A 12,806-nucleotide genomic window follows, 5' to 3' on the forward strand; every position below is an offset into this window, starting at 1 on the left:
TTTGGCCGTTTTTGCGCACAGTGTTCAGGGACGACTCACGGGCAATACCGCTAACTCTATGCCTCGGCGTAGGGCGCTTAAACGTGCGTGACTATCCATTGCTGGTCGATAAAGGCGGAAATCGCCTGAGGAGCTATGCGCCCCAAACATCCCTGAATCCCAGGCGCCAGCTAGCGCGAGCCTGACTGGACGCGGAGCGGCGGCTCAACGCAGCGAAGCAAAACTCACAGAGGGGGAGAAGCAGCCATAGGGGGCTAGTCGACAATCGTGCAACTGGGCACGTTTCTCGGCCAAGCGGAGCTCGTTGACGGTACTGGCGGCAGCCACCAGTGTGAAGAAGAAAAGCGACAGCATCAGTGCTCTTTTCATGGGATACCTGCCTTAAAGCAGTGTTATTGGAGTCGTTTGCGCCCCAGCCCAACGAGGATGCGTGGTCCATCGAGGGCCATCGGGGCGCTGGATCGATCTTGCCATAGTGCAAGATTAATTTGAACGACGTTTACAAATATAAATAGCATCAACTATCTTGGCCGCCAGCTTGGCGCGACGGACGGTTGCACTGCACGCCGAAGCCGCTATTCGGGCCGGGCACCCTGACAACAACAAGAAAAGGTATGGGTGATGCGAAGATTCGTTACCGTTGTCCTGCTGTCGGTTTGCTGTCTGTGTACACGAGCCCCGGCGGAAGAGGCCCTTGAGGTTGGCCTCATCTACCCCAGGACGGGAAACTTCAAGCAACAGGGCCTGGCGCAGATGCGTGCCGCGCTGTTGGCTGTCGACGAGATCAATGCCCAGGGCGGCATCCTTGGCAAGAATGTGCAGATGCGTCCGCTGGACACCGGCGGGCGCAAAGATAAGGCCATGCGAGCGGTCGACGCGCTTGCCGCTGCCAATGTGCGGACAGTGATTGGCGGGGTTTCCAGTGAGGAGGTGCTGGCCATCGGCGAAAGTGCCGCCCGACGCGGCATGCTCTATTTGGTTCCCCAGGCCGCTTCCGCGGACATCACCGGGCGCTCGGGAAGGCGCAACCTGTTCCAGGAGGGATGCAGCGCGCGCATGGCGGGCAGAGCGCTGATCGAATACCTGGACCAGCAATTCCCCAACCAGAAGTTCTTCTACGTTACTGCGGGCTACACCTACGCCGACGCCGATATCGGCGCCTTTCTGGAGGCGGCGTCCATGGCCGATCGGGCCTCCGGCCAGAGCTATCGCGCGGCGCTCAAGCAGGCCGCCAGCAGCGACGCCAAGGTTCTGGTGCTGATGCTCTACGGCGACGACCTGGTCCAGGCCATGCCCCTGGTGGACAAGCTGGGGTTGCGTCAGCGCATGCAGGTAGTCGTCCCCTATCTCAATCAGGACATCGTCGAACAGGCCGGCCCCGGGCTCATGGAGGGAGTTATTGGCGCCGACACCTGGGCCCCGCAGGTCCCGCGCCTAGAAGGTAGCCAGGCAGGCCAAGCCTTCATTGACGCCTTTGTACAGCGTTACCAGGCCTACCCGTCGAGCGCGGCGGCCTCGACCTATGCCAGCCTTCAGCAGTGGGCCGACGCTGCCCGACGTAGTTCCAGCGCAGACCCCGCCAAGCTGATAGCCGCGCTGGAAGGGCATGTCTATCGGCTGCTCAAGGGCGAGCAGCAGTGGCGCGCCTTCGATCACCAGAATCTGCAGACTCTGTATGTGTTTAAGGTAAAGCCGCGGGCGGAGATCATGCAGGACCCGCTCAAGCAGGACTACTTCGAGGTAGTACATCGCATGGATGGAGACATGGCTGCGCCCACACTAATCGAATGGCAAGAGGAGCGGGGCGTGGGTCGCGAGAGCCTGGACTGAACGCATCTCACCGGTTCGCTCGGGCGTGGTGGCCGACGAGGCACTGCGTCCAGGCAGTTGACAAGTTATCTGAACGAAGTTCAGAATTATGAACGACATTCAGATAATCGTGGAGTTGCAATGAAAGTCCTCGTCGCTGTCAAACGGGTCATCGACTACAACGCCAAGCCGCGGGTCAAGCCGGACGGCAGCGGCATCGACCTGACCAACCTGAAGATGTCGATGAACCCCTTCGACGAGATCGCCGTCGAGGAAGCAGTACGCCTGAAGGAAGGGGGAATTGCAAGCGAGGTGGTGGTTGTCTCCATCGGCCCCGCAGCCGCCCAAGAGGTGCTGCGCACGGCGCTGGCGCTGGGCGGCGATCGAGCCGTCCTGCTGCAAGACGAGGGCGAGGTTCAGCCGCTGGCTGTGGCCAAGGCGCTGGCCGCCCTGTGCAAGCGCGAACAGCCGGACTTGCTGATTCTCGGTAAGCAGGCCATTGACGACGACGCCTGCCAGACCGGGCAGATGGTCGCCGCCCTGCTGGACTGGCCGCAGGCCACGTTCGCCTCCCAGGTGGACGTCTCCGGTGGGCGGGTGAAGGTCACCCGCGAGATCGATGGAGGCCTCGAAACTCTGGATCTGGCGCTGCCGGCTGTGGTGACCACCGATCTGCGCTTGAACACGCCGCGCTATGCCTCGCTGCCGAACATCATGAAGGCCAAGAAGAAACCCCTGGATGTCCTCACCGCTGGTGAGTTGGGCGTCGACCTGGCGCCGCGCCTGAAGACGCTCAAGGTAGTCGAGCCGCCCAAGCGTAGCGGTGGTGTGATGGTGGCCGATGTCGCGGCTCTGGTGGACAAACTGCGTAACGAAGCGAAGGTGATCTGAGATGGCTGTACTGGTAATTGCCGAACACGACAATGCATCGCTGAAGGCGGCGACCCGCCACGCATTGACCGCTGCGCTGCAGATGGGTGCGGAAGTCCATCTGCTGGTGGCTGGCAGCGATTGCGCTGCGGCGGCAGAACAGGGCGCCCGGTTGCTCGGCGTGAGCAAGGTGCTACTGGCGGATGCGCCGGCCCACGCACACGCTTCGGCGGAAAACCTCGCGTCGCAGGTACTGGCTATAGCCGGGCAGTACAGCCATGTGGTGGCCGCCGCCAGCGCCTCCGGTAAAAGCTTCATGCCACGTGTGGCCGCGCTGCTGGATAGTGCGCAAGTGTCCGACGTGGTGTCGGTGGAGTCGAGCGACACCTTTGTTCGCCCGATCTATGCCGGCAATGCGCTTGCGACCGTCCAGAGTCCGGATCCGATCAAGGTGGTCACCGTGCGCACCACCGGTTTCGACGCCGCTGCAGATGGCGGCAGCGCTGCCGTTGAGGTCATCGCGGCGGTGGAGGGCAATCCCGCAGTGCGCTTTGTCGGCCAGGAAGTGACGCACTCGTCCCGCCCTGAGCTGACCTCTGCGCGGGTGGTGGTTTCCGGCGGGCGCGGTATGGGCAGCGGCGAAAACTTCGTGCTGCTCGAAGGTCTGGCCGACAAGCTCGGTGGCGCGGTGGGCGCCTCCCGCGCGGCGGTTGACGCCGGTTTCATGCCTAACGATTACCAGGTAGGCCAGACCGGCAAGATTGTCGCGCCGGAGCTGTACCTCGCCGTCGGGATTTCCGGGGCCATCCAGCATCTGGCTGGGATGAAGGATTCCAAAGTGATAGTGGCGATCAACAAGGACCCGGAGGCACCAATCTTCCAGGTTGCCGACTATGGCCTAGTTGCCGACCTCTTCGAGGCGGTGCCGCAGATGAGCGGAAGCCTCGGCTGATGCTTGCGAGAGCCGCGGCAGGCGCTGCCACGGCTCTCGCCGACTCCATGCGCGCCGCCTTCTAGCGGCAGCGCACCCGTACGGTACGACCCAGAACAACAATAAATGAGGGGTAATGGGCTTATGCAGCTGTTCTCTCTGCAGGGCAAGGTTGCGCTGGTGACCGGTGCTTCCCGTGGGCTCGGACGGTCGATGGCTCTGGGGCTTGCCGCCGCCGGTGCCACGGTTGTGCTGGCGGCGCGCGATCGGCAGCGATTGTTAGAGGTCGCCGAAGAAATTCGCCAACAGGGCGGAGCGGCCGATATCCAGGCCTTCGACCTTGCCGACGAAGGCGCGGTGATCGCGGCGATCCCCGATATCGTCAACCGCCACGGCCGGCTCGACGTCCTGCTAAACAACGCCGGTATCTGCCTCTGGCAGCCATTGCTGGAGTCCAGCCTGGACGACTGGCGCAAGACCCTCGATATCAACCTGACCGCCAATTACCTGCTGGCCCGCGAAGCGGCCCGGCCTATGCTCCGGCAGGGCAGTGGCTCGATCATCAATGTCGGCTCCTACGTTGCCCGCGTTGGCCGGGAGAAGCTTCAGGCCTATGTGGCCAGCAAGCACGGCGTGGTCGGCCTGACCAAGTCCCTGGCTGGCGAACTCGGACAGCACGGCGTGCGCTGCAACGCGATCTGCCCGGGCTATTTCCAGACCGACATGGCTGAACCGGTTGCCGCCAACCCGGCGCTCTGGGAGTGCGTGCGCAGCCATATTTCGCTGGGGCGCTGGGGTGACCCGGAGGAGCTTCAGGGCGCGGCGATATTCCTCGCTTCCAACGCCAGCAGCTACGTCAATGGTCACGCCCTGATGGTCGATGGCGGTGTGTCCGAAGTGCTCTGCCTGCCGATCCCGGTTGCCTGATCCGCGCCTACTATCCCTCAGGAGAAAGCCCTGCCATGAATACACTCGGTGAGTTGCTGGAGCGCAACGCCCGTCTGTTCCCCGACCAGGAAGCGGTGGTCTACGAAGACCGTCGTATCACTTACCGCCAGTTGCACGAGCGCGCGCAGCGCCTGTCCTCGGCATTGCATCAGCGCGGAATGCGTCACCAGGATCGGGTGGCGATCTTGGCGATGAACTGCAATGAATACTTTGACGTCTACACCGCCTGCCATCTCTCGGGCTTCATCTGCGCCACGGTGAACTTCCGCCTGGCGGCGCCGGAAATCGAGTTCATCCTGCAGGACAGCGCTCCCCGGGTGCTGGTGTTCGAGGCCCAGTACGCCGAGGTGATCGAGTCACTGCGCGGCAGCCTGCCATCAGTCGAGCACTACCTGTGCATCGGCGAGTGCCCGGCCTGGGCCGAGCCCTACGACAACGCGCTCGCCGGCGGTGACCCACAGGGCGCGCCCTTGCGCGCGACTCCCGACGACATCGTCCACCTGATCTACACCAGCGGTACCACCGGCCGTCCTAAGGGCGCGGCGCGCAGCCAGCGCGGCGATCTTGCTCTGGCACAGAACCAGTCTGCGACCATGGACATGCGCACCAACGGCAGAGTGCTGGTAATGATGCCGATGTTCCATGCCGGAGGGCTGTCGATGATGCTCTCCGAATTCTGGCATGCCGGCTGCGTGGTACTGCACCGTAAGTTCGACGCTCGCGAGGTATTGCGCACCATCGAGCACGAGCGAATCGTCACCGTGCACATGGCGCCGACCATCGTTCAGCAGGTACTCGACCTTGCGGACATCCGTGACTACGACCTATCCAGCCTGGAGACCATCCTCTACGCTGCCGCGCCCATGCCGGTGGCAGTATTGCAGCGCGGGGTGGAGTTGCTCGGGCAGATCTTCGTCAACTCCTGGGGCATGACCGAAACCACCGGAACGGTATTGCCGAGGCATTTGCATAAGCTGCAGGGCAGTGAGGAGGAGGTGCGTCGACTGGGATCCATCGGCCAGCCGATGACGTTCTGTGAGATTCGCATAGTTGACGAGCACGGCCAGGATTGCCCGAATGGCACCGCCGGGGAGATCTGGATCCGCTCGCCGGCCAACATGGCTTTCTACTGGAATAACAGCGTCGCCACCCTGGAAACCCTGCGAGACGGTTGGTTGCGTACCGGCGACATGGCCTGGCGCGACGACCAGGACTTCCTGTTCCTGGTCGATCGCAAGAAGGACATGATCATTTCCGGCGGCGAGAATATCTATTGCCAGGAGGTCGAGCAGGCGCTCATGCACCACCCGCAGGTGCAGGACGCCGCCGTCATCGGCGTGCCCCACGAGAAGTGGGGGGAAACCGTCAAGGCGGTAGTGGTGCTCAAGGGTGGCGCAACGCTACCGGCTGATGAACTGATTGAATTCTGCGGTACCCGTATCGCTCGCTACAAGCGCCCCACCAGCATCGAGTTCGTAGCGGAACTGCCGCGCCTGCCCAGCGGAAAAATCAGCAAGATCGCCCTGCGCCAGCAGTACCGGAGCTGATTCTCGATCCCTCAAGCCAGGGCTTTTCGGCCTGACTTCAGGGTGCTTTCAGTGCGTTGACAGTAGAACCGACGCGCGTTTATAGTCTTGAACGTCGTTCAGAATATTGTAGGGCAGCGCAGCTGCCCTTCTCTACAAAAATAAGAAGGCAGTAGGCAAGCCCCGTGGGCTGCCGATGCAGGAGGTTCCAGATGACTGCTCGAGAATCGGCACCGCAAGCTGTACGGCCGGATTTCGTTCCGCGCGATGGCTACATTTCCAAGGACTATGTGCAACTCGAAAAGGAGCGGATGTGGCCGAAGGTCTGGCAAGTTGCCTGCCGCCTCGAGGAGATTCCCAACGTCGGAGATTACGTGACCTTCGACGTGATCGACGAGTCGATCATCATCACCCGCCTGACCGGCGATCGGATCAAGGCCTACTACAACGTCTGCCAGCACCGTGGGCGGCGCCTCACCAGCGGCTGTGGCCATGCCACCAAGTTCCATTGCAACTACCACGGCTGGCAGTGGAACCTCGACGGCAGCGTGCTGCGGGTACTCGACGAGGACGACTGGGCCGGCTGCCCGAACATGAGCCGCGAAGAGCTGGCGCTCAAGGAAGTGCTGGTGGACACCTGGGGCGGTTTCGTCTTCATCAACATGGATCCCAAGGCTGAGCCACTGGCCCAGTACCTCGCCCCGGTGCCGGAAATCACCGACTGCTTCGAGTTCGAGAAGATGCGCTACCGCTGGTACAAGTCGGTGCGCCTGCCGTGCAATTGGAAAGTCGCCCTGGAAGCCTTCAACGAGGGTTACCACGTCGCAGCGACCCACCCGCAGATCCTCGATACCCAGGGTGACGACGTCACCCGCAGCTTCGCCTTCGGCAAGCACGGCATGTTCGGCTATCCCACCGCTACTCGCCTGCCCGGCACACCGTCGCCGCGCACCGGCAAGCCGATTCCGGACGACATCCGCCCGGGGCTCGTGAAGTTCTACCAGATCATGGAAGACCAGCTCAAAGCGATCTTCACCGACCGAGACAACGAGGCCACCAAGCGCCTGCTGACCGAGGTCGAGCCGACCCAGGACCAATTCCTGGTGCTGAGCAAGGCCATGGAGTTCCAGCGCGAGGCCGCCATCAAGGAAGGTGCCGGCTGGCCGGACATCTCGTTTGAGCAGATGGGTCGCGCCGGCACCGACTGGCACGTGTTCCCTAACCTGGTGTTCCTGCTCTACCCGGACGGCGCGCTGTTCTATCGCGCGCGCCCGGATGGCGACAACCCCGATTCTTGCATCTATGACATCTGGTCGCTGAAGCGTTACGCGCCGGGCCAGGAGCCGAAGCTCAACCGCGAGTTCTACCACGGGGTCGACGACTGGAAGACCAACACCGTGGAGAACTTCGGCCTGATCCTCAGCCAGGACTTCAATAACATGGGGCAGGTGCAGCAGGGCATGAAGTCCCGCGGCTTCGCAGGCGCCAGGACAAGCCCGCTGCAGGAGTCGGCGATCTCCAACTTCCACCGTGAGCTCAACGAATACCTCTACGGCGCGGAGTCCAAGTGATGAGTCAATGGGACGAAAGCTTCGACCTGGTGATCGTCGGTAGTGGCGGCGGCTCCATGTGTGCCGCGCTCAAGGCCAAGGAGTTGGGCAAGCGCGCCCTGATCGTCGAGAAACTCGACAAAGTCGGTGGTTCCACCGGCTATTCCGGCGGCGTCTGGTGGGTGCCCAACAACCCGGTGATGAAGCGCCATGGCGTTGATGACTCCTACGAGAAGGCCCAGCAGTACCTGCAGAGCACCGTGACCTACGAGGGGCCGTCCACGAACCCGCAGCGCCGCGAAGCGTTCCTGCGCACTGGCCCGCTGATGGTGGATTTCCTCGAACGCGCGGGCATGGCCTTCGAGTACGCCGACGGTTGGGCCGACTATTACGACGACCGGCCTGGTGGCCAACCGCGCGGCCGGTCGCTGGTGGCGAAACTGTTCAACGTGCGCGAACTGGGGGAGTGGGCGGGACGTCTGTCGCGCTACCAGGGCCCGGCCATCCCGGCCAACTCCAACGAGTTTCCCACGTTGTTCCTGATGAAACGTACCTGGGCCGGCAAGCTGAAGGCGATGCAACTGGGCATTCGCATGCTTCGGCAGAAGCTCAGCGGCAAGGAGATTCTCGGCGGTGGTGCGGCGATCCAGGGGCGTATGTTGCAGATCGCCTTGCGCGAGAAGCTTCCGATCTGGACCTCGACGCCGGTCGAGGAGCTGGTGGTCGAAGACGGTCGAGTGAGCGGCGTTGTCGTGCGGCATAACGGGCGGCAGGTACGGGTTCAGGCGCTGGACGGCGTTCTGATCAATACCGGCGGTTTCTCGCGCAACGCTGAGATGCGCAAGCGCTACCAGCCACAACCGTCGTCCGCGCAATGGACCAACGCAAACCCAGGCGATACCGGCGAGGTTATCCAGGCCGCAATGGCACTGGGCGCCGCCGTGGATTGCATGGACGAGGCGTGGTGGGTGGTCACCTCTCTGGGGCCCAACGAGACCCTGCCCGAGGGTGCCCGCACCGCGAAGGGCGAGCCATTGCCGTTCATGCACCACCTCGATCTATCGCTGCCGTACTCGATCATGGTCGACCAGGATGGCCAGCGCTTCTGCGATGAGGCCGGCTCCTATATGGAGATTGGCCAGCGCATGTACCGGCGCCAGGCGGAAACCGGCAAAGCGGTGCCCAGCTGGGTGGTGATGGACAGCCGCCAGCGCAAGTACTACCCCTGGGGCACCGCAATGCCCGGGCAAGTGCCCAAGCAGTGGCTGGAAAGCGGCTACATGATTAAGGCCGACTCCCTGGAGCAGCTGGCGAGCATGTGCGGTATCGACCGTGCCGGCCTGCTCGACACGGTGGAGCGCTTCAACGGTTTCTGCACCAGCGGCGTGGATCAGGACTTCGGTCGCGGCTCCCGCGCCTTCGACCGCTGTCATGGCGACCCCACTGTAAGCCCGAACCCCAACCTCGGCAGCATCGAGGAAGGCCCGTTCTACGCCGTGCGCATGTATCCCGGTGATGTGGGCACCGCCGGTGGCCTGGTCACCGACGAATACGCCCGGGTCCTGCGCGAAGACGGTAGCTGCATCCCCGGCCTGTACGCCACCGGCAACGCTACCGCCGGCGTCACCGGGCGCTGCTACCCGGGGGCAGGCACCAGCATCGCCGCCTCCTTCATCTTCGGTTACATCGCCGCCCAGCATTCGGCCGGGCACCACAAGATCTGGTAAGGGCGCACGCCCCCCGCGTTTTGGCTCATACGGAGAACAACAAGATGACAGCCGCAATTCCAGACCGCGACGTCCTGGTCGGCATCTACCGGCGCATGACCCGGATCAAGCAGAACGACGAGCGTTTCCGCGCCGTGCTGAAGTCCGGCAAGTTGGTCATGCCCTACTACTCCCCTCGGGGCCAGGAGGTGATTCCTTCGGCCGTCTCGGCGTGCCTGTCCGACGAGGACTACATCTGCACCATTTATCGTGGCGTGCACGACATGATTGCCAAGGGTATCCCGCTCAAGGACCTTTGGGCTGAGTTCGGTGGCCGGGTGACCGGCACCTGCAAAGGTAAAGGTGGGCCGATGCACGTGACCCACCCGGCCACCGGCGTCATGGTCACCACCGGCATCGTCGGCAGCTCGATGCCGATCGCCAACGGGCTGGCGCTGGCCGCCCAGATCCGTGGCGAGAAACGCGTCGCGGTGGCCTACTTCGGCGATGGCGCGAGCAACATCGGTGCCTTCCATGAGGCGTTGAACATGGCCTCTGTGTGGAAGCTGCCGGTGATCTTCGTCTGCCAGAACAACGGCTACGCCGAACACACCAAGTACGCCTACGGCACCTCCGTGCCCAACGTTGCCCAGCGCGCGGTGGCCTACGCCATGCCTGGGGTAACCGTCGACGGTAACGATCCCGTGGCCATGTACCACACCGCCCGCGAGGCGGTGGAGCGTGCTCGCGCCGGCCAGGGTCCGACCCTGATCGAGGCCAAGACCTTCCGCTTCCATGGCCATGTGTTCGGTGACGCCGATGCTTACATGGACAAGGGCGAGAAGGACGCCTGGATGGCCAAGGACCCGGTGCCGTTGTATCGCGCCTGGCTTATCGCCACCGGCAACGCCAGCGAAGAGGAGCTGGCGACCCTGGAAAGCGACATCGAGGGCGAAATCGACGAGGCCCTGGAATTCACCCTGAACAGCCCCTACCCGGATGTCGCCGAACTCAAGCGTGACGTCTTCAAGGATGAGGTGAGCGTATGAACCAAGCAGCCAAGCTCAACAGTATTCAGGCGATCAACCTGGCGCTCGACGACGCCATGGCAGCCGATCCGAACGTCATCGTGCTGGGTGAGGACGTCGGCGACAAGGAGGAGGGTGGCATCGTCGGCGTCACCCGCGGCCTGTCCGGCAAGTACGGCGATGCGCGCGTGCGCTCCACGCCGATTTCCGAGCAGGCAATCATCGGCGCCGCCATCGGCGCGGCCATCGTCGGCATGCGTCCGGTGGCCGAGATCATGCTGATGAACTTCACCACCGTGGCGATGGACATGATCATCAACCATGCCGCAAAGCTGCGCTTCATGTCCGGCGGCCAGACCCATGTGCCGATGGTCATCCGCACCATGACCGGTGCCGGTTTCGGCACCGGCGGCCAGCATGCCGACTATCTAGAGGCCTGGTTCGCGCATACCGCCGGGATCAAGGTGGTGGCGCCGTCCAGCCCGGCTGACGCCTATGGCCTGATGTTGTCTGCCATCGAGGACGACGATCCGGTGCTGTTCATCGAGAACATGCCGACCTACTGGAACCCCGGTGCCGCCCCCGAGCGCGGCGTGAAGATTCCGCTGGGCAAGGCCAACGTGGTCCGCGAGGGCACTGACGTCACCCTGATCAGCTACAGCCGCCGCGTGCTGGACTGCTGTGCGGTGGCAGAGAAGCTGGCCGCCGAGGGCGTCTCGGTGGAGGTCATCGACCTGCGCACCATCTCGCCGCTGGACACCGACTGCATCCTTGCCTCCGTGGGCAAGACCGGCCGCGCCGTGATCGTCCACGAAGCGGTGAAACCCTTCGGCGTCGGCGCCGAGATCTCCTCGCTCATCTATGAGTCGCTCTATGGCCAGCTCAAGGCACCGGTACAGCGTGTCGGCGCCAACTATGCGCCGGTGCCGTTCTCCAAGCCGCTGGAGGACGCTCACGTTCCAGGCGCGGAACAGATCGAAAGCGCCGTACGCACCACTCTCAAGTGATACCTAATCGTTCAAGGAAAAACCCATGAGTACTCAAGTCCTGCTGCCCAAACTGGGCTTTTCGATGAATGAAGGCACCCTAGCCGAATGGTTGGTCGCCGACGGCGGCCAGGTGGAGGAGGGACAGGTGCTCTATGCCCTGGAGAGCGACAAGTCGATGCAGGAGATCGAGGCGCCGGCCAGCGGCACGCTGAAGATCATCGCCCAGGCGGGCGAGACCTACGAAGTCGGCACCGTGCTGGCCGAGATCATCTGAGCCGCGTTGCGGTAGAGGAAATACCCATGAGCGCCGATGTTCCCGTGAGTGCCGGTAATGCCAAGCCCACAGCTGCAGCGCAGCCGCCGACGACCTTCGGCAGCGACCTGCCGGTCTGGCCGCAAGTGGACTTCAGCGAATTCGGTGAAGTCGAGTCGCGCCCGTTGTCGCGGGTGCAGAAACTCACAGCTCAATACATGTCGCGCAACTGGGTGATGATTCCCCATGTCACCCACCAGGACGATGCCGACATCACTGCGCTGGAGCATCAGCGCAAGGCGCGCAATGCGGCAGGCGAGGCGGTCAAGCTGACCCTGCTGCCGTACCTGATCAAAGCGGTGGTGGAAGCACTTAAGGCTTTCCCGCAGTTCAATGCCTCGCTCGATGGCAGTGGCAAGAACCTGGTGCTGAAGAAGTACTTCCATATCGGTGTGGCCGTCGACACTCGTTTTGGCCTACTCGTGCCCGTGCTGCGTGACTGTGACCGCAAGAGCGTCGCCGAGCTGGCCGCTGAACTGCAGGCCATTTCGCTGAAGGCTCGGGACAAGGGGCTGTCGATGGCCGAAATGTCTGGCGGCTGCTTCACCATCAGCTCGCTGGGCAGTTTTGGCGGTACCGGCTTCACGCCCATCGTCAATGCTCCCGAAGTGGCCATCCTGGGTGTTACCCGTACCCAAGAGAAGCCGCGCCGCGGCGCGGACGATGGAATCGACTGGCGTCAGGTCCTGCCCCTGTCGCTGAGCTATGACCATCGCGTCATCAATGGCGCCGACGCGGCCCGATTTACCGCCAGGTTGGCGGAGCTGCTGGGCACCGTTGAGGCGCTGGAGGGCTAGCCAATGGCGCGCAGTCGCTACCTAGTGTTCAGCAATCCTGTGCCGGGTCGGGAGGCGGAGTTTGACGCCTGGTACGACCGCCGTCACCTGAAGGATGTGCTGGCGACCCCGGGGTTCGTCGCGGCTCAACGATTTCGCAGCGCCGCCGGCGAGGGGCCGGACGGTACACGTTACCTGGCGATGTACGAAGTGGTAGGCCGCGACCCGGTAGCGGCGCTGAAGCGGCTGCGGGCCAAAGTCGACAGCGCGGCTCTGCTGATCAGCCCGGCGCTGGATCTTGGGAGCGTGTCTGCCAGCCTCTGGCTGCCCGCGAGCGAGCCATAGCGTCGCGCTATCCGT

General features: G+C 63.3%; 13 protein-coding genes. 12 read left to right on the forward strand and 1 reads right to left on the reverse strand.

Annotated features, from left to right (window positions below; translation table 11 throughout):
- Nucleotides 1-204 precede the first annotated feature (204 nt).
- Nucleotides 205-369, reverse strand: coding sequence for a hypothetical protein (locus GJV37_RS05460; RefSeq protein ID WP_193452194.1), 165 nt, complete (start codon nucleotides 367-369; stop codon nucleotides 205-207).
- A 252-nt stretch (nucleotides 370-621) separates the two neighbouring features.
- On the opposite strand from GJV37_RS05460, the gene GJV37_RS05465 reads away from it, so the two are divergent.
- The 12 genes from GJV37_RS05465 to GJV37_RS05520 all read left to right on the forward strand — a co-directional run bounded on the left by GJV37_RS05465 (nucleotide 622) and on the right by GJV37_RS05520 (nucleotide 12,791).
- Nucleotides 622-1,830, forward strand: coding sequence for an ABC transporter substrate-binding protein (locus tag GJV37_RS05465; RefSeq protein WP_138526143.1), 1,209 nt, complete (start codon nucleotides 622-624; stop codon nucleotides 1,828-1,830).
- A 120-nt stretch (nucleotides 1,831-1,950) separates the two neighbouring features.
- Nucleotides 1,951-2,700, forward strand: a complete 750-nt coding sequence (locus GJV37_RS05470; RefSeq protein WP_138526142.1) for an electron transfer flavoprotein subunit beta/FixA family protein — start codon at nucleotides 1,951-1,953, stop codon at nucleotides 2,698-2,700.
- A gap of 1 nt (nucleotide 2,701) precedes the next feature.
- Nucleotides 2,702-3,631 (forward strand): electron transfer flavoprotein subunit alpha/FixB family protein, encoded by a 930-nt coding sequence (locus GJV37_RS05475; RefSeq protein WP_138526141.1) that lies wholly within the window; start codon nucleotides 2,702-2,704, stop codon nucleotides 3,629-3,631.
- 123 nt (nucleotides 3,632-3,754) lie between these two features.
- Complete coding sequence (locus tag GJV37_RS05480; RefSeq protein WP_138526140.1) at nucleotides 3,755-4,537, forward strand: glucose 1-dehydrogenase; 783 nt, start codon at nucleotides 3,755-3,757, stop codon at nucleotides 4,535-4,537.
- A 35-nt stretch (nucleotides 4,538-4,572) separates the two neighbouring features.
- Nucleotides 4,573-6,105, forward strand: a complete 1,533-nt coding sequence (locus GJV37_RS05485) for a long-chain-fatty-acid--CoA ligase (RefSeq protein WP_138526139.1) — start codon at nucleotides 4,573-4,575, stop codon at nucleotides 6,103-6,105.
- A gap of 191 nt (nucleotides 6,106-6,296) precedes the next feature.
- Entirely contained in the window at nucleotides 6,297-7,655 is a 1,359-nt protein-coding gene (locus GJV37_RS05490) for an aromatic ring-hydroxylating oxygenase subunit alpha (RefSeq protein WP_138526138.1), read from the forward strand.
- Nucleotides 7,655-9,361 carry an FAD-binding protein gene (locus GJV37_RS05495; RefSeq protein ID WP_218939127.1) on the forward strand — a complete coding sequence of 569 codons (1,707 nt, stop codon included), beginning with the start codon at nucleotides 7,655-7,657 and terminating at the stop codon, nucleotides 9,359-9,361. Before GJV37_RS05490 ends, GJV37_RS05495 begins: the two co-directional genes overlap by 1 nt.
- 44 nt (nucleotides 9,362-9,405) lie before the next feature.
- Nucleotides 9,406-10,389, forward strand: coding sequence for a thiamine pyrophosphate-dependent dehydrogenase E1 component subunit alpha (locus GJV37_RS05500; RefSeq protein WP_138526136.1), 984 nt, complete (start codon nucleotides 9,406-9,408; stop codon nucleotides 10,387-10,389).
- Nucleotides 10,386-11,375, forward strand: a complete 990-nt coding sequence (locus GJV37_RS05505; RefSeq protein WP_138526135.1) for an alpha-ketoacid dehydrogenase subunit beta — start codon at nucleotides 10,386-10,388, stop codon at nucleotides 11,373-11,375. The genes GJV37_RS05500 and GJV37_RS05505 overlap by 4 nt, the downstream gene beginning before the upstream one ends.
- Nucleotides 11,376-11,400: 25 nt before the next feature.
- Nucleotides 11,401-11,631 carry a biotin/lipoyl-containing protein gene (locus GJV37_RS05510; RefSeq protein WP_138526134.1) on the forward strand — a complete coding sequence of 77 codons (231 nt, stop codon included), beginning with the start codon at nucleotides 11,401-11,403 and terminating at the stop codon, nucleotides 11,629-11,631.
- A gap of 26 nt (nucleotides 11,632-11,657) precedes the next feature.
- Complete coding sequence (locus GJV37_RS05515; protein ID WP_138526133.1) at nucleotides 11,658-12,467, forward strand: 2-oxo acid dehydrogenase subunit E2; 810 nt, start codon at nucleotides 11,658-11,660, stop codon at nucleotides 12,465-12,467.
- Between the two features lie 3 nt (nucleotides 12,468-12,470).
- Nucleotides 12,471-12,791, forward strand: coding sequence for a DUF4286 family protein (locus GJV37_RS05520; protein WP_138526132.1), 321 nt, complete (start codon nucleotides 12,471-12,473; stop codon nucleotides 12,789-12,791).
- The last annotated feature ends 15 nt before the right edge of the window (nucleotides 12,792-12,806 follow it).

This window comes from Pseudomonas nitroreducens (genome assembly GCF_010994165.1).
Classification (GTDB): Bacteria; Pseudomonadota; Gammaproteobacteria; order Pseudomonadales; family Pseudomonadaceae; genus Pseudomonas; species Pseudomonas nitroreducens.